Genomic DNA, 26,818 nt, shown 5'->3' on the forward strand with positions numbered 1-26,818 from the left:
AACCCCATTCTTCGGACTTTCAGAGATCAGGCCGCCGAACCAATTTGTTCGTGGCGGCGAAGTGTGCTTCTAGGCGATCCGCCAAGTGGAGTCAAGTGCTTTTTTCACTTTTTTTTCGAAGCGATCCGCCCCGAGACTCCGAAACACGTTCCGCTTGCGGCGGAGGAGCTTTCTAGGCTTTTGCCTTTTCGGAGTCAAGTGCTTTTTGCAACTTTTTTTCAGGGCGTTTGCCCCGAGACTCCAATCCGCTCCCCGCTCATGCGGCGGAGGAGCTTTCTAGGCTTTTGCCTTTTCGGAGTCAAGCGTTAATTTGCTTTTTTATGCGGAGCATATTGCCCCGGACGCCGAATCGCTCCCCGCCTTGTCGCGGAGGTGGATGTTTAGGCTTTCGCCCGAGTGGAGTCAAGCACTTTTTTGCTTTTTTTCAAGGCGCTTGCCTTGCGACTCCGTTCACCTCCGCCGTCAGCGGCGAAGGGGGTATCTATGCAAATACGCACCTGCGGTCAACCCCTTTGGTTCAAAAAAAACACTTTTTTCCTCAACATGCTGAAATCACGTTCTTCAAACCAGCTCTGCCTTGGACAAAACCGTGATCAAACGGCGCAGCATATCCGAATCATAGGCTCCACGCTCTTCCTTGATACGGCACAACGCGTCGAACGCACTCAACCCCGGCCGAACAGGACCGCCGCGCACCAGGTCGTCATAGGCATTGCACAGCCCCAACACCCGCGGATAAAACGGCAGGTCTTCCCCGCGTCCCCCTGAGGGGAACCCGGAACCGTCCTCCCGTTCATGATGAAAAAGGATGCATTGCAGGGTCTCCTGTTCCAGGGAAAGCCGCGAACACACACTAACGCCGACAGAGGGGTGGGTTTTCCAGACGCTGAGCTGCTCCTGATCCAAGTCTTGCGGATCCGCGGTTCGCAGCGCGCCTTCCAGCCGGGTCTTGCCGATGTCATGCAGCACGGCTCCGGCGCAACAGGCATGCAGCAGGCGATCCGGCAGACCGTCGTAGGTTTCCAGCACAGCGGCGTTGAGCACCATGACGGACAACCCGTGCCGATGCGCGTCAAACCCGGCCCGCAAAAACCGCCCCAACTCGCGCAGGGTGTCCGGATCGGAAAAGAACTTGAGCGTGTTGCGCAACAGGGTCCGTACCCTGGCGAACCGCATAATCAACTGCTCGTCCGGCGCATCCTCCGCCAGCATCTCCCGGATCATGGTCTCGGACGCTCCGCACCAGGCTTCAGCCCGTTCCTTCACCGGGATACGCGCATCCTCCACCATGGTGCCGAGATTCGCCCGGACATACTCCTCATACCCGGCACGGTCCGCGGCCTCCACCCAGACCCGGTTCACGCCCAGATCCAGAAGGCGTTGGCGATGCGTTTCAGTGAACCCTTCCCCCCGGGGCGCGTAGAGCACCATGCGGCCTTTGCGCTTGAGGTACACGGAAAAACCGCCCAAGGTTCCCGGCACCACAAGGTGCGGGGAAACCTGGAAGTACGTTGTTTTCCCTTTGGGCGATGCCGCTTGCGATCGTGTCATACGCTTTCTCGCTTTGCTGCCGCACAGGGGACCGGGACGGTATCATACATAGATAGGGCAAACGCTGTTCGGCGGCCCGGCTGTCTGCTGGAGACCCGTGGCTTTCCGTCCCCTCCTCGCGGCGGGTTTGGCTTTGTCGATCGTCTGAAGATAGTCCAGGGAGGAAAGCAGCGTCAACGAAGAATGAACCGTTCCGGTCCCCTTCAATAATACACCAGAGGAATGATCCAGCGGATCCAGACCGCCATGAGCACGGCCCCGGCTATATTCAAGGCCAACCCCAGGGCAAGCATGATCCGCAAACGCACACCGCGCATTTCCCCAAAGGCCAATGCATTGCAGGGCGTGGCCACCGGGGTCATAAAGGCGCAGGTGGAAGCCAGGGAAACGGCCAGCATGAGCAGTAGCGGCTCCACGGCATTTTCCTGAGCCAGGAGGTAGGCCAGGGGGAAAAACGCGGCCGACACCACGGTGTTGCTGAACACCTCCGTGAGCAGGATCACCAGCAGAATTGTAAAGAAAATCAGTACGAATCCGTTCACATGAAGTTGCCCGAGACGCGGCAGGAGCCGGGCTGCATACTCGTCCAGGCCCGTAAGTTTGACGGCCACGGCCAGGGCCAGCAACACCCCCAGGAAAGCCAGCCCACGCTTGGGTACTCCCTGGAATACATCGCGCAGACGCAGCAACGGAGCGCTGGTACCCTGGCAGGGCGTGGACGCACGAAAAAACGTCAAAAACACAAACCAGCAAAAAAAGCCCGTTCCCAGGGCCGGTTCCCACCGCGTCCACCAGGGCCAGACCTCCGCCGCCACCGAACTGAATATCCAAAAAACCAAAAAGAGGACGAACAATGCGCCTCCGGACCGTTGCCAGGGGGTCAACGGCCGGGGTTGCACCGGATCCGCATTCCGGACAGGCACACCCCGCGGCAGGGCGAACAGGGTTAGCAGCGTCCACCCCAAGAACAAAAACAGCAGCACCAAAGGAAGGGACCAGACAAACCAATTGGCAAATCCGATCAATTCGCGCCCCGGAACATCCAGATAATCCATGGTCCCGATGAGCATCAGATTGGCCGGGGAACCGATGAGCGACCCCATGCCCCCGATATTGGCGCCATAGATGGCGGCCAGGGCCAACGGTGTGGTCAGACCGACCCCGCTCCGCTGCCGAAACTCCTGTTCCAACGCCACCAGAGCCGGAAGCATGGTCAGCATGGTCACGGCGTTGGGGATCACCAAAGAAAGCAGCGCGGCCGCGGACATCACGGCCCAGAGCAGACGCGGCAGCCCCCCGCCGTCCGCCCCCGCGACCCGGCGCAACGTGCGCCGCACGAACACACCGGTGAGACCGGTCACGTCCAACAGACGGTACACGAGATACGCGTTGCAAAACAGCAGCAATAGCGGCAAACGCTTCCAAAGGTAGGCAAGGGGTTCTGCAAGATATTCCACGTTCACACTCCCGGGGCACGGTAGATTCGACCCGGTCCGGATGTCAACGCGAAACGGCCAAACGCAGGCGTTCCAAGGTTTCCCGCAATTCTTCCATATTCACTGGTTTGGAAAGGTACGCATCCATACCAGCGGCAAGAAACGCCTCCCGGTCGCCGGACATGGCATGGGCCGTAAGCGCCACCATGGGCGGCACCTGCGAGGCGTCAAGACGGGAATGCAGTTCACTGACCACCTCCAGTCCGCTTTTGTCCGGCATCTGGATATCCAGGACCGCACAGTCGAATCCGCCCCGCAGCAACTCCCGCAACGCCTCGGCGCCACATTCCACGGCAACGCAGGTATGGCCCATCCGTTCGAGCATCCGTCTGACCATAATCCGTCCAACGCGGTCATCCTCGGCAAACAATACCCGCAACGGCCGACACTCGCCCCCGTTCTTCGGAAGCGACCCGACCGCCGGTTGTTCGCCCTGCGCCACTTCGAACCGCAGGGAAAAGCAGATGTCCGAACCCCGCCCCTGCTCCGTGTCGATATTCAACGCTCCCCCCATGAGGCGCACCAACCGGCGAACAATGGCCAGGCCCAGCCCGGCTCCGCCATACCGCCGCGTATAGGAGCCGTCCGCCTGGGTGAACGGTTCAAAGATATCGCGCAACCGGTCATCGGGAATGCCGATGCCCGTATCCCGGACCTGGAACAGTAACCGGACCATGCCCGGGGCTTCCTTAGAAGGCAGCCGTCCCACCCACAACGCCACTTCGCCGGAATCGGTAAACTTCATGGCGTTGCCGAGAAGATTAAAAAGGATTTGGCGCAACCGCCCCTCGTCGCCGCGTAGGGAATCAGGAACATCCGGCGAAATTCGCCAGGAAAGGCCTACCCCGCGCCGAACCGCCTCATGCTCGAACACGGACCGCACGGAATCCAGCGTCTTGGCCAAGGAAAATACGCGGGGACACAGTTCCGCAGCTCCGGCTTCGATTTGGGAAAGGTCCAGAATGTCGTTGATCAGGGACACCAACCCGCGTCCGCACTCCAAGGCCGTGTCGATCATTTCCGCAGCCTCGGGCGGCTGTTCCGACCCGCCCAGCAATTGCAACATGCCGAGCACTCCGTTCAACGGCGTACGGATTTCATGACTCATATTGGCCAAAAATTCGCTTTTGGCGCGGCTGGCGGCTTCTGCGGCCTCCTTGGCGAACACCAGGCGGTCATCCATGCGCTTGCGCTCATCAATATTCCGGGCCAACCCCACCACGCCCACGACTTCACCCTTCTCATCCAGCATGCTGCGGGTGACCACCTCCACCCAGAGCGTGGTGCCGTCCTTGCGCCGCATTTCCAAATCCACGCGGTTGACCAGGTCCGTTTCCCCTCTGGTGAGAGCGTTCTGCCGCCGGGTCTGGGCCTCGCGCACGGTACGCAGTGCCTCCGGGGTCAATACCGCCTCCATGGACATGGCCAATACCTCGGCCACGCTGTACCCCAACAGCCGCTGCACGCTGGGGCTGACATACGAAAATTGCAAATCAATGCCCGCCAGGAAGATCACGTCCTCCACGTTCTCCGCCAGCAGGCGGTACTGGCGTTCACGACGGGCCAGCCGTTCCTCGGCCCGCTTTTGTTCGGTGAGGTCGCGCACGGCCGTGACCCGCACCGGCTTCCCCCGATATTGGAACATCCGGCCCTGAAACTGCGCCGGAAACCTGGAGCCGTCCTTGCGCACGCCCACGGCCTCGTAGGGGTGTTCGTACCCGGAAAGCATATTCTCACGCACGATGTGGCAGGTATCTTCGGAAATCACATCCGTTCCGAAGATACCGATCAATTCGTCATAGCGGTAGCCGAACATGTCGCTGGCCGCCTGATTGGTCTCCACGCAGACACCGTTTTCAGAAATAAAAATAGCCTCGAACGTTGCCGAGGCCAGGGCATGATGCTTTTCCTCACTTTCGCGCAGGGCTTTTTCCGCAGAAACTCGATCGCTCACATCCAGGCAGGACACTGCGGCCCCGCAGACATTCCCCTGGGCATCCCGCACGGGCCTGCTGTTCAGGGAAAGCCAGGAGGGCGGACCGTTTTCGCGCCGTACCCCGATGATCTGATCGTATACGGGACGCCCGGTATGCAGCGTCACTTCCGAGGGATGCTCGCCCGGAGCCAGAGGAACACCGTGTTCATCCGTGGTGGGCCAGACGCGGCTGGTCGTGGAATGCCCCAATGCCTCCATCGCGGAAACACCGATCAGACGTTCGGCGCCTTTGCTCCAAAAGACCACCTGGCCTTGGGCATTGAAAAGGATCACGCCCTCGGCAATGGAATCCACGATCAAACGAAGCCGTTCCCGGCTTTCCCGCAGGGCCGCCTCAGCCTCCAGCCGGTCGGTCACGTCCCTGGCCACGGTGTGCAGATGGGGTTCACTGCCGATCATGACCCGGGTGTTGCGAAATTCCACCATCACCTTGGTGCCGTCCTTGCGCAGCAACGGTCCCTGGCTGACCAAGTCTTCCCCGTTCATAATCCGATGGAAATAATCCGTATACACACGCTGGTCTGATGGGGCGTGCAGGTCCGGAACCCGCATGCTGAGCAACGCTTCCCGGGAATAGCCCGTGAGCCGGGCCGCGGATTCATTGACCATGGCAAAACCGGCGTCCGAACGCACCAGAAACACGGCGTCCAGCGAGCCTTCAAAAACCACTTCCAGAGCGTCACGCTCACGGCGCCGCTCTTCCTCCAGCCGCACATGGTCGGTGATGTCGTGGATAACGCCGAGAACCAGCAACTCCCCACTGCGAGGATGCTCCCAGCGGGACTTAACGGTGCGCATGCGGTGGGTAACGCCCGCAACAGTGACGTTTTCCTCCACAACACGGGTGCGGCCCGTGCGCAGCACTTCGTCGTCACCCTCCCAAAAAACAGCCACCTCCTCGGGCGGAAAGAACGCGTCATCACGTCGCCCGGCCATTTGTTCGGGATCCAGTTTCGTAAGGTCGGCAAACGCCTTATTGCAATACACCCAGCGGTGTTCGCTGTCTTTGATGAAAATGGGATCGGCCAGCCCATCCAGCATGCCGTCAAACGGCGTGGGCATGCCCGCGCTGGCCTCCAGCTCGGCAATACGTCGTTGCGCTGCTTCAAGCTCCCGGAGCAGTTGCGCTCGGGATTTTCCCTCCGGCTCGTTCATCCCCGGCATCTCCCTCCAGCCCCCCTCCGGCCTTTGGCGGGTCGTCGTCCACAGATGATTTTTTCCAGTTTGAGCACCCTACCATGCCGCCGGGAAAAAACAAAGATGTCCGAACGGCTCCACAACAATCGCCTGGGAATCGGCTGGCTCCGCTGCCGTGGCCCTTGCATCGGGAGGGTACGAATTCTATGACAAATTTCGATTTCCCCAGAGACCGGCCACACTGGTTTCCATCCTCGGTCAGTTACGGTATGAAGACTCAATCATGCCTGAATTCATTCATCTGCACGTTCATACCGAATACAGCCTTCTGGACGGAGCCATCCGGCTAAAGGATCTTTTCCAGCGCGCCAAAGACCTGGGCATGCCCGCCGTATCCATCACGGACCACGGCAACATGTACGGGGCCGTGACCTTTTACTCCGAAGCCAAGGCCATGGGGCTTAAGCCCATCATCGGCTGCGAGGTCTACGTGGCCCCGGGAAGCCTGCACGAAAAAAATGCCCAAAACAGCGGCGCGTACCACCTGCTGCTGCTGGCCAAAAACCTGCGCGGCTATAAAAATCTGATCCAGCTCGTGTCCACGTCCTGGGTGGACGGCTTTTACTACAAACCCCGCGTGGACAAGGAACTGCTGCGCCAACACAGCGACGGGCTGGTGGCCACCTCCGCCTGCCTGGGCGGGGAGGTCTGCCAGGCGCTGCTTAAGCAGGGGCAGGAAGCGGGCGAGGCCGTGGCCCGGGAATACGCGGACATCTTTCCCGGCGAATTCTACCTGGAAGTGCAGGCCAACGGCATGGCCGAACAGAACAAGGCCAACCGCATGCTCATCAAGGCCGCGGAAAACACCGGTCTGCCCCTGGTGGCCACCAACGACTGCCATTACCTGACCCAGGACGACGCCGAAGCCCACGACCTGCTGCTCTGCATCCAGACCCAGGCCACCATCCATGACGAAAAACGCATGCGCATGGGCACGGATCAGCTCTATTTCAAGACGCCCGAAGAAATGGAAGCGGCCTTCAGCCACGTACCCGAAGCCATTGCCAACACCCAGCGCATCGCGGAAAAATGCAACCTGGAAATCGAACTGGGCAACTACTCCTTCCCAGTCTACGAACTGCCCGAAGGCGTTTCCATCGACGAAGAATTCGAGCGCATGACCCGTGAAGGACTCAAGCGCCGCCTGCGGGACGCGGCCTACGAGGTGGACGAAAAGCGCTATTGGGACCGGCTGGAATACGAGCTGGGCGTCATTCGGGAAATGGGCTTCCCCGCCTACTTCCTCATCGTGCAGGACTTCATCAACTGGGCCAAGGACAACAAAATTCCCGTGGGACCGGGACGCGGGTCCGCAGCCGGATCCATCGTGGCCTGGGCGCTCCGCATCACCAACCTGGACCCCCTGCCCTACGATCTGCTTTTTGAACGTTTCCTGAACGTGGAACGTGTGTCCATGCCGGATATCGACGTGGACTTCTGCGAACGCCGCCGTCTGGAAGTGGTCAAGTACTGCTCGGAAAAATACGGCCCGGATCATGTGGCCCAGATCACCACCTTCGGGACCATGAAGGCCAAGGCCGCCATCCGCGACGTGGCCCGGGCCATGGGCATGACCTTTGCCGAGGGCGACCGCATCGCCAAGCTCATTCCCGATGAGATGAAAATGACCATTTCCAAGGCCATGGAAATGGAACCCGAGCTGCAAAAACTGGCGGATACCGAACCGCAGATCGCCAAACTCCTGGACATTTCCAAGCGGTTGGAAGGCCTGTGCCGCCACGCCAGCACGCACGCCGCGGGCGTGGTCATCTCGGACAAGCCCATGACCGAGTACCTGCCCATCTACAAAGGCAAAAAAGAGGAACTGGTCACCCAGTACGACATGAAGCGCGTGGAAAAGGTCGGGCTGATCAAGTTCGACTTCCTGGGTCTGCGCACCATGACCGTCGTCGAAGATTGTCTGGACATCATCCGCGAGCAGGGCAAACAGGCGCCGGACCTGGACACCATGGCCCTGGACGATCCCAAAACCTACGACATTTTCTGCAAGGGCGACACGGACGGCGTGTTCCAGGTGGAATCTTCGGGTATGCGAAAATACCTGCGCATGCTCAAGCCGTCCTGCTTCGAGGACATCATCGCCATGCTCGCCCTGTACCGCCCCGGTCCGCTCAACTCCGGCATGGTGGACGAATTCATCAAGCGCAAGCACGGGGAAATCGAAGTCAGCTACCCCCACCCTTCCCTGGAGGATACCCTCAAGCCCACCTACGGGGTCATGGTCTACCAGGAACAGGTCATGGCCACGGCCATGGTCATTGCCCGCTACTCCCTGGGCGAAGGCGACCTGCTGCGCCGGGCCATGGGAAAAAAGATCGAAGCCGAGATGGCCAAGCAGCGCAAGCGCTTCCTGGAAGGCGCCCGGGAAAATGAAATTCCGGACAAAACCGCCAATGAAATCTTCGACCTTATGGAAAAGTTCGCGGCCTACGGCTTCAACAAGTCCCACTCCGCAGCCTATGCCCTGATCTCCTATTATACCGCCTATCTCAAGGCCCACTTCCCCGTGGAGTTTATGGCCGCGCTGATCAGCTCGGAACTCTCCAACGCGGACAAGGTCTATGCCTACATCAATGCCTGCCGCGACCTGGACATCGAGGTGCTGCCGCCCGACGTGCAGACCAGCCGCCGCCGCTTTTCCGTGCAGAACGACAAAATCGTCTTCGGCATGGGCGGCGTTAAAAACGTGGGTGACGAAGCCGTGAACGAAATCGTGCGCGAGCGCGAGGCCAACGGCCCGTACAAGGATTTCGTGGACTTCTGCACCCGCGTGAACCTCAAACGCGTTTCCAAACGGGTCATTGAATATCTGATCAAAAGCGGGGCCATGGACTGCTTTGGCGGCTCCCGCGCCGGTCTGTTCGCGGCCAAGGACAAAGCCGTTTCCATGGGCCAGAAAAAAGCCAAGGACAAGGCCTCGGGCATGCTCAACATGCTGGACATGCTCGGAGGCGGCTCCGACGCCGAAGAAACCGAGGCATGCTTTCACCTGGAAGAACTGGATCTCCCGGAATGGGAGGACGGCGAAAAGCAACGCTTTGAAAAGGAAGCCCTGGGCTTCTATCTTACCAGCCACCCCCTGCTGCCCTACCGGCCGGAACTGCTGCGCATGCGTCTGGCCTCCCTGGAGGACTGCTGCGATCTGGCCGACGGAAGCATGGTCAAAACCGCGCTCATTGTACCCGCCCGCAAAGAATACATCACCAAACGCGGCGACAAGATGGCCTTCTGCACGGTGGAGGATCTCAGCGGCGTGGGGGAACTGACCATGCTGCCCAACGTCTACGCCCTGGCCAAACCCCTGCTGGAGCAGGACTTGCCGCTGTATGTGGAGGCCAAGGTGGACAAACGCAGCGCCCCCGGCGAGGAGGAAGGGCCAAAGCAGGCCAAACTCCTGGCGGAAAAGGTGGAGCTGCTGGGCGAAGTCACAGCCCGAAGCGACGCGGCCGTGCTCATTGACGTACAGGAGTGCGTCTGCGACGAACAGCGGCTCGGGCAGTTGCGTTCCATCCTGGAGGATCACAAAGGTCCGGCCCCGGTCCTCCTGCGACTGAACATGGAAGAATGCCTCTGCACCATGGAACTGGGCAACGGCTGGCGGGTGCGCCCCGACGCCCGGTTCTGGAAACAAATCGACGCCTGGCGGGAGGACGTGGTCTGATGTCGGTCGACCGCTGTTCCCGATGCCGGGCTTTCCGGACGGAGACGCCATGGAACACCAACTTTTCATCCAATACCTGCTCTTCGGCCTCGGCGTGCTGGGTCTGCTGGCCCTGGCCGCGCCCACGCTGATCTGGCGCAACACGTCGGAAACGACGCGCCTGCTGCGCGAATTGCTGGAAGAACAGGAAACAGCCAACGACCTGAATGCGGCCATTCTCCGCCGGCTGGAAAGAATCGAACAGCGTTTGCCCCCGGCCGCCCCGGAGATTACGGTAGAAGCACCGCCGCCGCCCGGACCGGACGATGACTTCGGCCCGGACGAGGATTGGACCGCCGAGGAACGCGAATGCGAGGACGCCTCCACCAAGGACCGCGACGCGGAACCCAGCTGATTCGCTCCCGAGACACGGACCGCACCACGCCATTTCTCGCTAACCCAACCAACAAGACATGCGCCCCTTGCGGCGCAAGGAGATTCCCATGCCCGAACCGCTCTGGCGGCTCACCGTAAAACTCGGCTTTTCCGCCTCGCACCAGCTCCGCAACTACGGCGGCAAATGCGAACGCATGCACGGCCACAACTTCGGCGTGGAGGTGATGGTGGAAGGCTCCCGCCTGGATCCGAAGATACACTACCTCGTGGACTTCAAGGTGCTGAAGCGGCTGACCAAGGAAATTCTCGAGGAACTGGACCACCACCACCTCAACGAACATCCGTTTTTTCTGGAGCGCAACCCCTCCAGCGAGAACATCGCCATGTACATTTATCGGCAACTTTCCGGAAAACTGCCCGAAAACGTGCGCCTTGTGGAAGTTTCCGTAGCGGAAAAAGACGCGCAAAAAGCCACCTACATGGAGGTCTGACATGGCCGCAACCCCACCGAGCATCCCTTCTCCCGGCGCACTCAGCGCGGACGGCGAACTGCAACGCCTCTTTCACCACGTGGCCCGCAAGCAGGACTCCGAGATGGATCAGGAATTGGAAAAAACAGCGCCCGAAGACCAGGAGGAATATCTGGACCGGCAATGGTCCCAACTGGAGGAACGCGAAACATGCGACTCCTAGTGCAGCGGGTCAGCCGCGCCTCAGTGGACGTGGCCGGGGAAACCGTAGGCGAAATAGGACCGGGCCTGCTGGTTCTGGCGGGATTCGGCATTGAGGACCAGGACGACGCTCCCGGTTCCCCGCTTTGGGACAAGCTCCTGAACAAACTCCTGGGCCTGCGTATCTTCAGCGACGAAAACGGCAAGATGAATCAAAGCGTGCGCGACGCCCAGGGCAGTCTGCTGGTAGTGTCCCAGTTCACGCTGCACGCGGATTGCCGCAAAGGGATGCGTCCCTCGTTCGCGGGCTTTTCGGCCCGGCCCGAACTGGCCGAAACCCTCTACCACCGCCTGGTGGACGACCTGCGCGACCGGCACGACGGCGTGGTGGCCACCGGCCGATTCGGTGCGGAGATGCAGGTGGAACTGGTCAATGACGGTCCCGTGACCATCCTGCTGGACAGCCGGGACTTTACCTCCGGCTGACCACTCCCGCGCCCCGTTGCCCGGGCCTGGACTTTGTTTCCGGGGCCGGATAGTGTCGGCTCCCCAAAAAATCAGCCCACTGGAGACAGCCATGCCCCAGCCCCAGGAACCCCAACGCCATTGGCCCAAATTTCAAACCCGCAAGCCCCGCGTTCTGCTGCTCACGAGCCAGTACTTCCTGCTGGGCGAGGTCCGCGCCGCGTGTGAACGGCTGGACGTGGACCATGTGCTCCTGGATTTGCAGGCCAAGGAAATGGGCCTGGACGACTTTGTTCGCACCATTCTGGGCGCCCTGACCACGTTCCGGCCCGACTTCGTGCTCACCGTGAACCACCTGGGCGTGGACCGGGAAGGCGTGCTGCTCCAAATCCTGGAAGCCCTGGACGTCCCCCTGGCCTCCTGGTTCGTGGACAACCCCCACCTGATCCTGCCCGCGTATCCCCGCACGCATGCGGACAAGACCCTGCTCTTCACCTGGGACGCGGAGAACGTGGAATCACTGCGGGAGATGGGCTATCCCAACACGGCCTGGCTCCCCCTGGCTGCGGACACCCACCGCTTTGCCCCGGGTGCGGCAGGCAACGACGCCTGGAACGCGGACGTCTCCTTTGTGGGCAACTCCATGACCGCCAAGGTCACGGGCCGGTTTCAGGCGGCCCAGCCCAGTGACGCCCTGGCCGAACAACTGCGGGATATCGCCGCAGGATTCGGCCCGTCCGAGGAACCCTCGGCTGCCCGCTATATGCTCAACAATTTTCCGCACCTGCGTGAAGAATTCCTCGCCCTGGGCGAGCCGTCCCGCATGCTGGCCTTTGAGACCCTGATCACCTGGCAATCCACACTGGATTACCGCCTGGACTGCGTACGCCGGCTCCTGCCCTTTGCCCCGCTCCTGGTGGGAGACAAGGGCTGGCACGATCTGCTGGCCGGAGAAACCGGCTGGCGGCACCATCCCGAAGTATCCTATTATGATGATCTGCCCGGCCTGTATCCACGCAGCAAGGTGAACTTCAACTGCACCAGCCTGCAGATGAAAGGCGCGGTAAATCAGCGCGTCTTTGACGTTCCGGCCTGCGGCGGATTTCTGATCACGGACCAGCGCCGCCAGATGGAACAGCTCTTTGAACCGGGAACCGAGGTCATCGCCTATGCCGATCCCGAAGAGATCCCGGAACTGGTGCAACGCTGGCTGGCCGATCCCCAGGCACGGCAACGGGTGGCCGAGTCCGCACGCAAACGCATTCTGGCCGAGCACACCTATGACCATCGCCTGGAAACCCTGTTCCAGACCATGCGCCTCACCTTTGAACCGGGCGCCAACAGCTGAACACGGCAGGAAGATTCCGTCACCGGGCTTGTCACCGGGGCGCGTTGCGCGTAACGAGGCTCCATGACCCAGGATCCGATCCTCATTCTTCAGATGCAGCGCATGGGAGACCTGATCCTCTCCTTCCCGCTCATGCTCTGGCTGCAACGCCTGCATCCGGGCCGTCCGGTATGGGTGGCGGCGGAACGCGGTTTTTATGAACCGCTCATGCCCCTCAGCCCGGGCGTGACCTACTTTCCCTGGGAAGGGGTCCACGTGCTCAAGCGTCACCGCTACAAGCTGGTGATCAACCTCTCCATCCGGGAACGCGCCGCCCGTCTGGCCGGAGAACTGGACGCGGACGCGGTGCTCGGTCCCACCATGCGCGGCGATCTGCGCCGCATCAACGGTCCCTGGCAGCTTTACCGCGCCGCCCTGGTGCGCAACAACCGCCACAACCGACTGCACTGGGCCGACCTCAACGCCCTGGACTGCGTTCCCCTGGAACGCCTGCGGGCCACTCGCTTTGATCCGCCCCGCCCACCGGCAAAACAAAAACCCCAAGTGGGCCTGTTTCTCGGAGCCAGCGACCCGGCCAAACGCCCCGATGCCGTATTCTGGGCCGAACTCCTGCGTGAGCTGGTGCGCCGGGACATTCGCCCCGTCCTGTTCGGCGGTCCGGCGGAAAAGCAACTGGGTCGCGAGACCCGGGAACGCTTCGGCAAACCCGTACCCGACTTTTGCGGCCGACTGCCCCTGAGCAAGCTGGCCAAGGGACTGAACGCCTGTTCCCTGTTGATCACCCCGGATACCGGTCCCATGCATCTGGCGGCCTGGACTGGCTGCCGTACCCTGAACCTCTCCATGGGCAACGTCAGCCCCCATGAAACCGGTCCCTACCAGCCTGGACATTTGGTGCTCCGTGCGGACCTGCCCTGCTCCGAAGGCTGCTGGGAGTGTTCCCGCGACCGTTTGGACTGCCACGACGCATTCACGCCCGAGGCCGTGGCCTTTGTGGCGGCTCGAGCCGTGCGCGGGAAGGATCCCAACACCCCACCGGACGGTCTGCGGCTCTACACCACCCAGCGCGACGAGGCCGGGCTGTTCTGTCTGCATCGGTTCACGGACCGCATTGACCCGGACGAACGGCTCGGCACCTTTTGGAAAACCTTTTTTGGCTGGCGACTGGGGTTGTGGGACAAATCCCGGGCGCACGCGGCCTTGCTCGCCCTGGCCCAAAACGCCCCCATGGTCTTTGAGGAGCTGGCCTCGGCCCTGCCCCGGGGCGTGACTGTTTTCTCCCGCGCCCTGGCCCGCGGCACCCAGACCGCAACACCTCCGGTCTCGCTCTGGGAAGCGGCCCCCCAGGCACTGGCTCCGCTTTCCGGCCTGGCAGACATGGACCTGCAGAACCGGGACTTTTCCCGCGAGGCCATGACCGAACAAGTGGGACACCTGGAAGCGTTGGGCCGTTTGCTGGCCCGCTGCTGATTTTCGATCTTTTTTCGCAGCACCGGAAAAAAACTCCTGTTTTGCCACCCCTTCTTTTTTTGTAACCATCCGAAATACTGACGTTTCAAATTTGGCACGGCTCTTGATTGGTACCAGTCCAAAGGAGTCAGCCATGCAAAATGTTCCTCTCATCCAATCCTCGGCCAACGCCACCCGCACCACCGGCCAGGCCGCCCTGACCGGCGGCACGTCCGCTGATTGGGACTTGGGGTCGAACATTTTCCAGACCTTCATGGACCATGAATCCGGCCTGAGCCGGGACCGCGAATTCGCGGCCGCACCGAACCTGGACAGCGTATTCCAGGAAAGCGCCTCCGTGGAACCGCGGAAGACCAGCCCGGTGGAAGAACAGACTTCGTCCGACACGGACGAACCCGGCCTGGACGACATGAAGGACGTACCCGTGGACCCGGAAAGCTTCCAGGCCATGAAGCCGCAACTGGAAAAGTACGGCCTGAGCAAGGAGGACATCCAGGAACTGGAGGACCGGGTCAACAGCAAGGAAGGCATGACCTGGGGCGAATTCGTGACCGCGCTCTCAGAGAAGATGGACGGTCTGCGGCATACTCTGGAATTTTCCGCCGGGCAACGCCAGAAAATGATGACCCTGTTCCAAAAGCTGGGCTTCTCCGCTTCGGAATCCAAGGGCATGATCGGCGAACTGGCCCAGGGCAACGTCTCCAACGTACTGGAAGCGCTGGGCCGCCGCATTGAAAGCCTGCCTCCGGATAAGCTCGCCGGTCTGGACAAGGAAGAACTTGCCGCCTTCATGGATGAACTGCGCAAGCTCAAGGGCGAATTGCAGGGCAAGGAACTGGGACTGGTTCGCGTGGTGGGCAAGGCCATGCAGGACGCGCTGGCCCAGGCTCGGGAAAAGGCGCTGCAAATGACGCAGAATAAAGCCGGTGCTCAGGGCAAGGCCGACACTCTGACCGACGCCGCCCGCACCGACGCCGCCAAAATGGAGCAGCTCAATCCGGCCATGACCCCGGACGAGGCCGCGGCCAAGGCCGCCCGTACCGAACAGGGACTGACCAACAATCTTTCCGCGGACCAACGGCTCAAGGCCCATAACAACACCCTTGCGGACCAGATTCGTCAGGGCATGGGCTTCAACGAACAACGCAACGCCGACCAGTTTTCGGGGCAGGACGGCAAGCAGAATCAAAGCGACGCCTGGGCCGAATTCATGGGCAAGCTGCGCCAGGATCGCCCGGATCTGGGACTGGCGCGCAACACCTCCCAGGCCGCCCAGACCGCCATGACCGACGCGCTGAACCAGGCCCGGGGCGAAGGAACCAAGGCTGCCAAGCCCTGGGAAAACGTGACCGCGCCCCGCGTGCTCTCACAGGTCAAGGACGCGGCCATGCGCAGCTTGGCCAATGGCGGCAAGCGCCTGACCATCCAGCTCAACCCGCAGGAGCTGGGTACCCTGTCCGTGTCGCTGACCTACAAGAACAACGAAATGCAGGCCATGATCCGCACGGACAACCATGAAACCGCCAAGCTCCTGAGCGGCCAGCTCGACGCCCTGCGTCAGAGCCTGGAGGATCAGGGCATCAAGGTTTCCAAGATGGAAGTGCAGACCCAGCTCAGCAGTGGGCAGGACGAAAGCCGGTGGCTGGGCGAACAGGGGCATAATCGCGCCCAGGACGAACAGGCCCGCCGCCAGACCCAGGAACGCATGCGCAACATGCGTACGGTGGGCGGATCGGAGCCAGGACAGTCCGTGGCCGATGTGCAGCAGGCAATTCTTTCCGGCAGAGGACTGCACGTTGTGGCCTAAAGGCCGGGCGGTTCAAAGGAGCAAGTCATGGGATACTACGGCGTAAGCAACATCGTTGGCGGTCACGAGGAATACGTGGCCGAGGCCAACGCCCCCAAGCACAAGTCCCAGATGGACAAGGATGACTTCCTCAAGCTGCTGGTGGCCCAGCTCAACCACCAGGATCCGCTCAATCCCATGGAAGATACGGAAATGACCGGTCAGCTGGCCGAATACTCCAGCCTGGAGCAGCTCACCAACGTGAACACCACCCTGGACACCATGCTGCAACAGAGCGCCTCCGACCAGATGACCACGGCCGTGAGCTTCATCGGCAAGTCGGTTTCCGCCAAGGGGTACAACGTGACCAAGGACGGCAACCAGGTCAGCACCATCACCTACAACCTGGGCGAAGCCGTGTCCCAGTTGAAGGTCAATATTTACGACGAAAGCGGAGACATCGTGCGCACGGACCTGCTCGGCAGCAAGGAACCGGGAATCTTCGAATACGCCTGGGACGGCAAGGACGATTCCGGCAACATCGTGGCCGACGGCACCTATTCCGTGGGCATGCTCGGCGAGGATGTGGACGGCCAGCAGGTCATGGTCCAGACCGAGGTCTCCGGCGAGGTCACCGGCGTGGTGGCCGAGGAGAGCGGCTACTATCTGCGGCTCAAGGACGGCCGTTACGTAAACTTCAATTTCGTCACGGAAGTGGTTTCCGACTCCACCATCAATACGGATGAGGGCGGGGATGGAACCGATTCCGGAAGCGATTCCGGCAATACTGACAATACCGACAATACCGACGCCGACGCCTAAGGGGATTACGGCCCGGCGTCCTCATGGATGAGGAACAGGAGTCAAGGAGGTTTTACAATGAGTCTGGCATCATCGCTGTACTCCGGCATTACCGGGCTTTCCGCCCACGGAGAGCGCATGAGCGTGATCGGCAACAACCTGGCCAACGTGAACACCACGGGGTACAAGGGCGCGCGCATGCACTTTGAAGACCTGATGAGTCAGGATTTCTCCACGGCCAACGGCATCAGTCAGGTGGGCCGGGGCGTGCGCGTGGCCGCCATCTACACGGACTACGGTCAGGGTGCGTTCGAAACCACCAACGAGTCCACGGACATGGCCATTGGCGGCGAAGGCTTTTTCATGGTCTCGCCCAAGGATCAGGAGTCCCAATTTTACACCCGGGCCGGAACCTTCCGTTTCGATAAAAACGGATACCTGGTGGACCCGCACGGCTACGTGCTCCAAGGCTGGGAGATCGAACAGTCCCAGCCCACCGCCGCCACCACGGGCAGCCTCTCCGACCTGAACGACACCAAAGTGAAGGGAGCCATCACGGACATCCGGCTGGAAAACTTCCAGTCCCCGCCCGAGGCCACCAACCAGGTCAGCTTCATCACCAACCTGGATCCCACGGATGCCAGCCGGTCCAATTCCACCAGCCAGCCCTACTTTGCGCTCTTCAACGCCTGGGATGGTCTGGACGCGGACAACGACGGCCGCTATCTGGCGGACACGGCCTACTCGTACTCCTCCAGCATGAAGGTCTACGACGACATCGGCACCGCCCACACCATGACCACCTATTTCGACCAGGTCACCCTGTCCAACTCGGGCGGCTACTCGGTATGGGAATACATGGTTACAGTGCCGCCCTCCGAGGACGGCCGGTTCTTCGGCTCCGACGCGAACTTCCACCGCATGTCCCAGACGTCCAACGGCGGCGTGCTCATGACCGGCACCCTGACCTTCCGGGCCGGGCAGCTGGTGGGCCAGTCGGCCTATACCTACAAGGGATCCGACGACGGCAACGTGGGAGCGCTTTCCAACTGGAGCCTGGCGCGTTTCTCCACCCGGGGCTATCCGCTCTGCACGGCCAACTTCCTGGGGTCGTCCAACGCATCCCTGGCCACCTCGGAAAACGCCCAGCCCATGGAAATCAACTTCGGCCTTCGCAACACGGCCAGCATCACCACCTCCAACATCGGTGGCGGCTGGAGCGTGGCCGGCGGCGGCACCCTGCCCTCCAACGCGAGCATGGTGGGCAACAACATTACGGACGTCCAGTCCACCCTGCCCAACAGCGAGATCCCGTCCATCAGCGCGCTGGCCTCCCAGAGCTTTGATACGGGCGGCTCCAGCACCCTGTACCAGTCCCAGGACGGCTATCCCGCAGGCATCCTGCAAAACGTCTCCGTCAGCCGGGACGGCATCCTCACGGGCCGCTATTCCAACGGGCAGGTCATTGAACTGTATAAGATATCCCTGGCCACCTTCACCAATGAATGGGGACTGCGGCGCGAAGGGGGCAACCTCTTCACCGAGACCCAGGATTCGGGCCAGGCGCTCACAGGCTTTGCCGGCGAACAGGGCAAGGGAACCATTGACGGCAACTCCCTGGAAATGTCCAACGTGGACATGGCCGCCGAGTTCGTGCGTATGATCACCACCCAGCGTGGATTCCAGGCCAACACCAAGGTCATCACCACCACGGACTCCATGCTCGGCGAGGTCATCGCCATGAAGCGCTAGCCTCCGATGATGGAACGGGCCGCTTCGGCGGCCCTGTCATAGACTCCGACTCATCCCCCGGCCGAAGGTCTTCCCCAGGCCTTCGGCCGACCAAAGGCGCGTCCCTGCGGCGCGCCTTTCTGCATTGCGCTTCCCGCAATCAGCACCCACCAACATGCCCCGCACCAAAAGGAAAAGGACGGTCCCCCCACGGGAACCGCCCTCAAAACGCTACGCTTCCGCACCTGGACGGAAACAGGGACGCTTATTTATTTTTCTTGAACACGATGAGCGGGCAGTTCTTGCAGATGTCCGCGCCGGGGAAACCGTCGCCGGGACGGGTGATGGAGCTGCTGGCCGCGTCGATGCGGTCTTGCAGACGCTGGAACACGTCCTTGAACTGCTTGCCCGGGATGATCACGTTGATCTCGCCGCGCTCGGTCTTGCCCGCATTGTAGCTGCCGGAGCAGGCCGGGAGCATGTTGAACTGCTGCTCCATGAAGGTGTGTACGTTACCGCCGCAGGCCGAAGAGTTCATGGTGATGCTCGGACGCAGGGGATGGGTGTCCGTGGCGGCCATGTAGTCCACGGCCAGGTGGTAGGCCTGCATGTTGTCACAGTAGAAATGGACGGTATCCGGCTCAAAGAGGCCTTCCACGCTGCCCAAGGGAGCCACGGCCACGCCCAGCAGACCGTCGCGCATGCGGGGCTTGGTCTTCACGAACCGCTCGGCCTGTTCCGCGTCGCGGGTGTATTTCAGATGTCCCTTGATCTCGGACTCGTCCAGATCCTTCCAGCCGAAGCAGAACCGGGCGTTGCCGCAGCCCAGCCCCTCTTCGCCGGAGTAGACGATCTGGCCCTTCATGCGCGCACCCAGCTCCCACTGGCAGAAGGTCATGGCCTTCACCGGGGTGACGATCTCAGGCGCATTTTCAAAAAAATGGTCCAGCTCGGCCTGGTCATAGAAAAATTTCACGGCCACGGGGTAATGGTAGAGCCGCAGCTCCTTCATCAGGACGTCCTGCATTTCCTTGTACGACATGATTGTGATCCTCCTGAAGGGGAATTGATTTCAGCGCGCGCAAAGAAACGGCGCACGCTCGGTATTTGGTGCGCAACCCTTGCCGCATGTGGCCCGTTTTGGAAAGCCTTGTGAAAAACAGCACATGAAAAGTGAAAAAACCCAAAGGTCAAGCCCTGATTTCCGAACTTCTTGTGACGCCCGGAACGCTTTTCCCAGCGCTTTTTCGTACCCGCTTCCGGCCCGGCACCTTTTACCCCCTCGCCGCCAAGACCCCGACACCTCCGGCAGAAAATGCTCAAAATTCCGGCCAGGAAACATATTCTAGACTATATTTAGATCCGCAATATATTGATATAAAACAAAATTTACTCTTTGGCACGCAGGATGCTTCTAGTTCGTGCAAAGGGCAATATCGCCAAGCGGAAAAGAAGGAACTTTTCGTTTGTACAAGGAGGTTTCACCATGTCCCTCGTAATCAACCACAACCTGATGGCCATGAACGCCGCCAGAAACCTGACCGGGCATTACGGGGAACTGGCCGTGTCCACCCGCCGCCTCTCCTCGGGACTGCGCGTCGGCAACGCGGCGGACGACGCCGCCGGTCTGGCCATTCGCGAGCTTATGCGCGCGGATATCGCTTCCCTGCACCAGGGCGTTCGCAACGCCAACGACGCCATTTCCATGATCCAAACCGCGGACGGCGCGCTGCAGGTCATCGATGAAAAGCTCATCCGCATGAAGGAACTGGCGGTCCAGGCGGCCACCGGTACCTACAACTCGGATCAGCGGATGATCATCGACTCCGAATACCAGGCCATGGCTTCGGAAATCACCCGTATCGCCAACGCCACGGACTTCAACGGCATTCATATGCTCAACGGTTCCCTGGCCGGGCTGGATCCCACCACTCAGGAAGCCATCGAGCACAATGGCGAGGGACTCAACCCCACCGGTCCCGTGAAGATCCACTTCGGCACGGGCAACGATTCGGCCGAAGACTACTATTACATCACGGTGAACAATTCCACGTCTTCGGCCCTGGGGCTGGCCAACTCGCATATTTCCACCCAGCGCGCGGCCCAGCTCGCCTTGGAGAGCCTGCAGCAGGCCATTATCTCCAAGGATAAGATCCGCGCCAATCTGGGTGCCATGCAGAACCGCCTGGAAAACACCATCACCAACCTGACCATTCAGGCGGAGAACATGCAGTCCGCGGAATCACGCATCTCGGACGTGGATGTGGCCACGGAAATGACCGAGTTCGTGCGCCAGCAGATCCTGTCCCAGTCGGCCGTGGCCATGCTCGCCCAGGCCAACTCCCTGCCCAGGATGGCCATGCAGCTCATCGGCGGTTAACATCCATCGGTGTTGTGCGAAGGCGGGGCGACTGCCCGTCCTCCTCCAGGCCCGACGCACCGCCGCCAACGCAAACGGGACCGTTCCTCAGGAAGAGAAACGGTCCCGTTTGCATTGGACGCAGTAAAAAAAATCATTCTTCGGACAGCAGGGTATGAATGGCCCGCGCCGCCGCGGTCTGCTCCGCTTTTTTGACGCTGCCGCCATGCCCCTCGAATACGCGTCCGTCCGACAGCTCCAAAGCCACCATAAAGACCTTTTCATGCTCGGGACCGTGGGATCCCACCAGCCGGTATACGGGCAGGGAGTGCAGCTTGCGCTGGGTGATCTCCTGCAATCGGCTCTTGTGATCCTTGGAGGGCCGAACATTGGAGTCCTCGGGCCAGCAGGATTCGAACACCGCAAGGATCAACCGCTTGGCCGCGGCATACCCGCCGTCCAGAAACACGGCGCCGAACACCGCCTCCAACGCATCCGAAAGCAGGGAATCCCGTTCCCGCCCCCCTTGGGTTTCCTCCCCGCGACCAAGCAGCAGAAAGGTGTCCAAATGCAGGGTGCGGGCCACGTCCGCAAGGCTCTTCTCCTTAACCAGCCCGGAACGGATCCGCGTCATCTGCCCTTCGTGCGCCTCGGGATACCGCCGGAACGCTTCCTCGCTGATGCACAACTCCAACACCGCATCACCCAGGAATTCAAGCCGTTCGTTGTCCGGTCCCGCGCCTTCCCGCTCATTGGCATAGGAACTGTGCGTCAACGCTTCACGCAAGAGCTTGACTTGCGAAAACTGATAGTCAATACAATCCTGAACGCCTGAAAACTGTTCACCCATGAAGCTGGTCCCCATGTTACCGATAAAAAATGCCGATGCCCTTTTCCAACCCCGGTCCGTTGTTGTGGCCGGAGCGTCTGCCGATCCGGAAAAAGCAGGCCACAAGGTGCTGTCCAACCTGCTCCGGTCCGGATACCGGGGGCGTGTGGTTCCCGTCAATCCCGCGGGCGGCGAGATTCTCGGTCTCCAGGCCGTTCCGGCGGATCACATTCCCGAAGGAATGGACCTGGCCGTGCTCTGCGTGCCGCGCGAGGCCGCGCCCGATGTACTGGCCGATCTGGCGCCGCGAGGCATCCGGGCCGCCGTGATTCTGGCTTCAGGCTTCAAGGAGCAGGGCCGCGAGGGGTATTATCTTGAACAGCAGCTCGCGTCCATCGCCCGAAGGCACGATATCGCGCTCATGGGTCCCAATTCCCTGGGCCTGCTCACCCCTGCCCTGGGCCTGGCCGCCCTGACCGTCCCGAACCTGCCCCCCCGGGGCAACATCGCGTTTTTTTCCCAATCCGGCTCCCTGTGCTTCGGCCTGCTGGATTGGGCCGCGGGCAACAACGTGGGCTTTTCCAGCTTCGCGCACCTGGGCAACCGCTCCATATTCAATGAGGTCCACCTGCTGGAATACCTTCGCACCGACCCGGAAACCGCCGTGGCCCTGGGCCATGTGGAAAGCCTGGAACACGGGCAGGCCTTTTTGCGCGCCGCCGAAGACTTTACCGCGGAAAAACCACTGATCATGCTCAAAGGCGGTGTCACTCCCGCAGGAGCCAGAGCCGTTTCCAGTCACACCGGAGCCATGGCCGGTTCGCGGGAGGTGTATCGGGCCGCTTTCACCCAAAGCGGCGTCATCCAGGTGGAAGACGCACGCTCCATGTTTCTCCTGGCTGAGGCATTTTCCACCCAGCCCCTGCCCAAGGGACCGAATGTGGCCGTGGTCACCAATTCAGGCGGTCCCGGCATTCTGGCGGCGGACGCCTGCGACGCCACCCGCCTGCATCTGGCCACCCCCGGCAAGGCCACTTTGGACGCTCTGCGCGAGGCATTGCCGCCCTACGCCTCGCTCTACAACCCCATCGACATCATCGGCGACGCCGGAGCCGAGCGCTACCAAAAAGCCCTGCAAGCGGTGCTTGCCGATCCCAGCATCCACGGGGTCATTGTACTGCTCACGCCCACGGCCTCGGCGCAAGTCCAGGAAACGGCCCAGGCCGTCCTGGACGTTGCCAAGAACAGCGACAAGCCCGTGCTGACCTGCTTCATGGGACGCAACCGCGTGCAGCCAGGGCGAGCCTTGCTCCGCCAGGGCGGGATTCCCTGCTACGATTTTCCGGAACAGGCAGTCATGGTCATGGATGCCCTGTTCGCCTACTGGCTGCGGCGCAACCGGGAATTTCCTGCCCACGTCTGCTACCTGCGGGACAAGGCACGCGCCCAGCGCATCATGGACCGCTGCCGCGAAACCGGCATGACCGAGCTGGTGGGCGTACACGCCCAGGAACTGGGCATGGCCTACGAACTGCCCTTTCCCGAACAGCGCCTGGCCCGCACCTCGGACCACGCCGTCAAACACGCCCGGAAGGTGGGCTATCCCGTGGCCATGAAAATCGCCTCCCCGCACATCACCCACAAAAGCGACGTGGGTGGCAGTATCTTAAACATCAACAGCCCGGCCGAAGTGCGTCAGGCCTTTCTGACGCTTACGGCGCGCACGGCACGGCGGCGGCCCGAAGCCCATATCCTTGGCTGTCTGGTGCAGGCCATGGCCCCGGAAGGCTCCCGCGACGTGCGGATCAAAATAGTGCGCGACCCGCAATTCGGTCCACTGATCAGTTTTTCCAAAGGCGGCGTCTACAGCGAGGTGCTCGGCGACCAGTCCTCCAGACTGGCCCCCCTGACCCTGGGCAACGTGCAGCGCATCATCCGCAGCATCAAGGCCTTTCCGCTGCTCCAGGGGGTCCGTGGCCGCCAGGGGGTGGACCTGCTCGCCATCGAGGACATCCTGCTCACGGCGTCCACAATGGCCATGGATTTTCCGCAAATCGAAGAGGCCGACATCGGTCCGATTCTCGTATATAACAAAGGCGCGCTAGTGGTGGATATGCGGGTGACCCTCTCCCTGGCGCGGCTGCGCGGGATCTGATATCCCCATCAATGCACCCGGAACTCGCGGCAAACGCCACGAAACAGTTAGCAAGGACGGAGGAGCGTATGCCAGGACTCTACATCGGAGCCACATCCGGATACTCGGGTAAAAACATGGTCGGCATCGGGCTTGGCCTCAAATTCAAGGAAATGGGTCTCAATGTGGGCTACATGAAGCCCGTGGGCGCCCTGCCCCTGGAAAAGGACGGAAAACTCGGCGACGAGGACGCCTTTTTCGTGCAGGACGTGCTCGGCCTCACCGGCGCTCCCGAACAAGTCACCCCGGTGGTGGTCACCCACGATTTCAAGGTTCAGGCCTTTTCCGGCAAAAGCGAACCCGCCGTGCCGCGCATCCAGGAAGCATACCAAGCCCTTGGCCAGGGCCGCGACCTCGTGCTCGTGGCCGGGTCAGGCTCCATGTACTCCGGCAAATACTGCGGCGTGGACGGCGTGACCCTCTGTCGGGAGATGGATCTCAAATGCGTGATCATCGACCGCTTTCAAAAAGACCTGAAATACGATTATCTGGCCATCATGAAGGAAAGCCTGGGCGACCGGCTGGCCGGAGTGATCCTCAACGACATTCCCGCCACGTTCATGGACGAGGTCAACGAGTTGATCAAGCCCTTCCTGGAACGCATCGGCATCCGCGTGCTCGGCGTGATCCCCACGGACACCATCATGGGCACCATCACCGTGTCCGACCTGGCCGACCGGCTCGGCGGCAAGGTGGTCTCGGCCCATGCCAGCGCGGACCGCGTAGTGGAGCGCTTCCTCATCGGCACCATGCAGGTGGAAAACTTCATGACCCACTTCCGCAAACACCAAAACGCGGCCATCATCGTGGGCGGCGACCGCTCGGACGTGCAGCTCGTGGCCCTGGAAGGCGACGCCCCCTGCCTGATCCTCACGGGCAACCTCTACCCCAACGACATCATCCTGACCCGCTCGGAAGTGCTCAAGACCCCCATCATCATCGCCCGGGAAGACACCTTTACCGTGGCGAAAAAAATGGAATCCATCCTCTCGCGCCACAAACTGCGCGACAAAATCAAAATCGAACAGGGCGCAAAGCTCATTGCCGAGCACATCGACCTGGAATATCTCAAAAAAGAGCTGGGCGTCTAACAGACGAAAAAAGGGGAGCGTTTCAGCTCCCCTTATTGTTTCCAGGCCGCATGGCTCCCGGCCGCTTCCGCAATCCGGTCAGCTGTTCAGCCGCTTGATGGCGCAAAACTCCCCGCACATGGTGCAGACATCGTCCTCGCCGATTTCGCTGTGCTGTCGGTAATCCCCGGCCTTGGCCGGGTCAATGCTCAATTCCACCTGGGCCTTCCAGTCCAACCGCTTGCGCGCCAGGGACATGGCCTTGTCGCGCTCCAGAGAGGCGGTCCGCCCACGGGACAAATCCGCGGCATGGGCCGCGATCTTGGAAGCAATGGTCCCCTCGTGCACATCCTGCACCGTGGGCAGACGCAAATGCTCGGCAGGGGTCACGTAACACAAGAAATCCGCGCCATGCATGGCCGCGTACGCTCCGCCAATGGCCCCGGCGATGTGGTCATACCCCGCGGCCACATCCGTGACCAGCGGACCGAGAATATAAAACGGCGCGCCCCCGCAAAGAATTTTCTGTTGACGCATCTGATCCGCGATCCGGTCCAGGGTCACATGGCCAGGTCCCTCAATGATCACCTGCACGCCCTTGGCCCAGGCGCGGCGGGTCAACTCCGCCAGGGTGAGCAGCTCCGCGGTCTGGGCGCAGTCGCCCGCGTCCGCCGTGGCCCCGGGACGCATGCCGTCCCCCAGGGAAAGGGTCACATCATACTCGGCCAAAATATCCAAAATCTCGTCATACTGTTCATACAGCGGGGATTCACGCTGGTTCTTGCGCATCCATTGCACCAAAAACGCCCCACCACGGCTGACCACGTCCAATAACCGGCCCTGGGAGTTCATGGCCGCCAGCGCGGATTGCGTGACACCGCAATGAATGGTCATGAAGTCCACGCCTTCCTCGGCCTGACGGCGCACCGTGGCCAGAAAATCGTCCATGGTCATGTCGGCCATGTCCCGCTTGGACGCGGAAAGCTCAAATGCGGTCTGATACAACGGCACGGTTCCCACCATCACGGGCGAACGCTCCAGCACGGCCCGACGAATGCGGATCTGGTCCGGTCCCAACGACAAATCCATGACCGAGTCGGCACCCGCGGCCACAGCCGCGTCCAGCTTGGCCAGTTCCTCATCCAGGCTGGTGCGGTACGGCGAAGCCCCGATGTTGGCGTTGACCTTCACCGAGGTGCCACGCCCAACGGCCCGAGGCTCGGACAGCTTCCGGCCTGCGTTTTGCGGGATCACCAGCCTTCCCTTGGCCAGCTCGTCGCGGACAAACTCCGGCTCCAAGCCCTCCTGAAGGGCCACGGCCCTCATGTCCTCTGTGATAATGCCTTGCTCGGCTTGCTGCTTGCGGGTCATGTTCCCACCTCCATGCGATTAGCTGTTTAGGTGGGGCGGCTGCACGCGAAGAAAAAAACAAAAGCCGCCTTCCCAACAAGGAAAACGGCAGCGGTGCGCAACGCTTCGGATATCGGCTCCCTGCGCCGGCATTACCCGGATCAGGTTCAAAGGGTATCCTCTCAGGCCTTCCAGCCACCCCTGCAGTGCCTATGGCCTACCCCGCCACAAGGGGACCGGTCAATGCAAATCGAATCAAAACAGACGACGTTTTTTTGGGAAAAGGCATGCCTCCGGCGGCCAAAGGGTCCGCGACCCTTTGGAATCCCATTTACCGGTCTCGCGCTGCGCGCGGCCGGGGGCGTAGGGTGGGAAGGCGTCCGGGGAGTGGCAAGGCGGAGCAGCGCGGCGGCGTGTCGTTCTGTTGCCGCGATTTCCGGGATGGCT

General features: G+C 61.3%; 19 protein-coding genes and 2 riboswitches. Of the genes, 13 read left to right on the plus strand and 6 right to left on the minus strand.

From position 1 onward, the window contains the following. Positions 1-561 precede the first annotated feature (561 nt). From B5D49_RS13365 to B5D49_RS13375, 3 genes are all read right to left on the minus strand, one after another. Complete coding sequence (locus B5D49_RS13365; protein WP_078718221.1) at positions 562-1,551, minus strand: HD-GYP domain-containing protein; 990 nt, start codon at positions 1,549-1,551, stop codon at positions 562-564. 67 nt (positions 1,552-1,618) lie between these two features. Further along, a riboswitch (cyclic di-GMP riboswitch) is annotated at positions 1,619-1,693 on the minus strand. Between the two features lie 61 nt (positions 1,694-1,754). After that, on the minus strand, positions 1,755-3,008 hold the full coding sequence (locus B5D49_RS13370) for an SLC13 family permease (protein WP_159447242.1): 1,254 nt from the start codon (positions 3,006-3,008) through the stop codon (positions 1,755-1,757). 43 nt (positions 3,009-3,051) lie between these two features. Continuing rightward, the gene (locus B5D49_RS13375; RefSeq protein ID WP_159447243.1) at positions 3,052-6,198 is read right to left on the minus strand and encodes a PAS domain-containing hybrid sensor histidine kinase/response regulator; all 3,147 of its coding nucleotides are present in this window, start codon (positions 6,196-6,198) and stop codon (positions 3,052-3,054) included. Between the two features lie 265 nt (positions 6,199-6,463). On the opposite strand from B5D49_RS13375, the gene dnaE reads away from it, so the two are divergent. The 10 genes from dnaE to B5D49_RS13425 all read left to right on the plus strand — a co-directional run bounded on the left by dnaE (position 6,464) and on the right by B5D49_RS13425 (position 18,590). Continuing rightward, positions 6,464-9,922, plus strand: a complete 3,459-nt coding sequence (dnaE, locus tag B5D49_RS13380) for a DNA polymerase III subunit alpha (RefSeq protein WP_078718238.1) — start codon at positions 6,464-6,466, stop codon at positions 9,920-9,922. Positions 9,923-9,971: 49 nt separating this feature from the next. Further along, complete coding sequence (locus B5D49_RS13385; protein ID WP_144019503.1) at positions 9,972-10,316, plus strand: hypothetical protein; 345 nt, start codon at positions 9,972-9,974, stop codon at positions 10,314-10,316. A gap of 88 nt (positions 10,317-10,404) precedes the next feature. Beyond that, positions 10,405-10,788: a 6-carboxytetrahydropterin synthase QueD gene (gene queD, locus B5D49_RS13390; protein WP_078718225.1), complete on the plus strand. Its 384-nt coding sequence runs from the start codon at positions 10,405-10,407 to the stop codon at positions 10,786-10,788. A gap of 1 nt (position 10,789) precedes the next feature. Then, complete coding sequence (locus B5D49_RS13395) at positions 10,790-10,990, plus strand: hypothetical protein (protein ID WP_078718226.1); 201 nt, start codon at positions 10,790-10,792, stop codon at positions 10,988-10,990. After that, a complete protein-coding gene (dtd, locus tag B5D49_RS13400; RefSeq protein ID WP_078718227.1) occupies positions 10,978-11,454 on the plus strand; it encodes a D-aminoacyl-tRNA deacylase in 477 nt (158 codons plus the stop codon). Before B5D49_RS13395 ends, dtd begins: the two co-directional genes overlap by 13 nt. A 91-nt stretch (positions 11,455-11,545) precedes the next feature. Next, complete coding sequence (locus tag B5D49_RS13405) at positions 11,546-12,781, plus strand: CgeB family protein (RefSeq protein WP_078718228.1); 1,236 nt, start codon at positions 11,546-11,548, stop codon at positions 12,779-12,781. Between the two features lie 63 nt (positions 12,782-12,844). After that, positions 12,845-14,251, plus strand: a complete 1,407-nt coding sequence (locus tag B5D49_RS13410) for a glycosyltransferase family 9 protein (RefSeq protein ID WP_078718229.1) — start codon at positions 12,845-12,847, stop codon at positions 14,249-14,251. 133 nt (positions 14,252-14,384) lie between these two features. Then, positions 14,385-16,058 (plus strand): flagellar hook-length control protein FliK, encoded by a 1,674-nt coding sequence (locus tag B5D49_RS13415; RefSeq protein ID WP_078718230.1) that lies wholly within the window; start codon positions 14,385-14,387, stop codon positions 16,056-16,058. 27 nt (positions 16,059-16,085) lie between these two features. Further along, complete coding sequence (locus tag B5D49_RS13420; protein WP_078718231.1) at positions 16,086-16,859, plus strand: flagellar hook assembly protein FlgD; 774 nt, start codon at positions 16,086-16,088, stop codon at positions 16,857-16,859. A gap of 57 nt (positions 16,860-16,916) precedes the next feature. Continuing rightward, positions 16,917-18,590 carry a flagellar hook protein FlgE gene (locus tag B5D49_RS13425; protein ID WP_078718232.1) on the plus strand — a complete coding sequence of 558 codons (1,674 nt, stop codon included), beginning with the start codon at positions 16,917-16,919 and terminating at the stop codon, positions 18,588-18,590. 244 nt (positions 18,591-18,834) lie between these two features. On the opposite strand, the gene B5D49_RS13430 is transcribed toward B5D49_RS13425, so the two are convergent. Further along, positions 18,835-19,611: a DUF169 domain-containing protein gene (locus B5D49_RS13430; protein WP_078718233.1), complete on the minus strand. Its 777-nt coding sequence runs from the start codon at positions 19,609-19,611 to the stop codon at positions 18,835-18,837. Positions 19,612-20,055: 444 nt separating this feature from the next. On the opposite strand from B5D49_RS13430, the gene B5D49_RS13435 reads away from it, so the two are divergent. After that, a complete protein-coding gene (locus B5D49_RS13435; RefSeq protein ID WP_078718234.1) occupies positions 20,056-20,949 on the plus strand; it encodes a flagellin N-terminal helical domain-containing protein in 894 nt (297 codons plus the stop codon). 133 nt (positions 20,950-21,082) lie between these two features. On the opposite strand, the gene rnc is transcribed toward B5D49_RS13435, so the two are convergent. Further along, positions 21,083-21,778: a ribonuclease III gene (rnc, locus tag B5D49_RS13440; protein WP_078718235.1), complete on the minus strand. Its 696-nt coding sequence runs from the start codon at positions 21,776-21,778 to the stop codon at positions 21,083-21,085. A 13-nt stretch (positions 21,779-21,791) separates the two neighbouring features. On the opposite strand from rnc, the gene B5D49_RS13445 reads away from it, so the two are divergent. Together B5D49_RS13445 and B5D49_RS13450 are read left to right on the plus strand one after the other, a co-directional pair. Then, positions 21,792-23,912, plus strand: coding sequence for an acetate--CoA ligase family protein (locus tag B5D49_RS13445; protein WP_078718239.1), 2,121 nt, complete (start codon positions 21,792-21,794; stop codon positions 23,910-23,912). 68 nt (positions 23,913-23,980) lie between these two features. Next, complete coding sequence (locus tag B5D49_RS13450) at positions 23,981-25,042, plus strand: phosphotransacetylase family protein (protein WP_078718236.1); 1,062 nt, start codon at positions 23,981-23,983, stop codon at positions 25,040-25,042. 78 nt (positions 25,043-25,120) lie between these two features. Here the strand turns inward: B5D49_RS13450 and thiC are convergent, their stop codons facing one another. Beyond that, a complete protein-coding gene (thiC, locus tag B5D49_RS13455) occupies positions 25,121-26,392 on the minus strand; it encodes a phosphomethylpyrimidine synthase ThiC (protein WP_078718237.1) in 1,272 nt (423 codons plus the stop codon). A 100-nt stretch (positions 26,393-26,492) separates the two neighbouring features. Continuing rightward, positions 26,493-26,584, minus strand: a riboswitch (TPP riboswitch). Positions 26,585-26,818: the final 234 nt, after the last annotated feature.

The sequence above is a fragment of the Paucidesulfovibrio gracilis DSM 16080 genome (genome assembly GCF_900167125.1).
Classification (GTDB): Bacteria; Desulfobacterota; Desulfovibrionia; order Desulfovibrionales; family Desulfovibrionaceae; genus Paucidesulfovibrio; species Paucidesulfovibrio gracilis.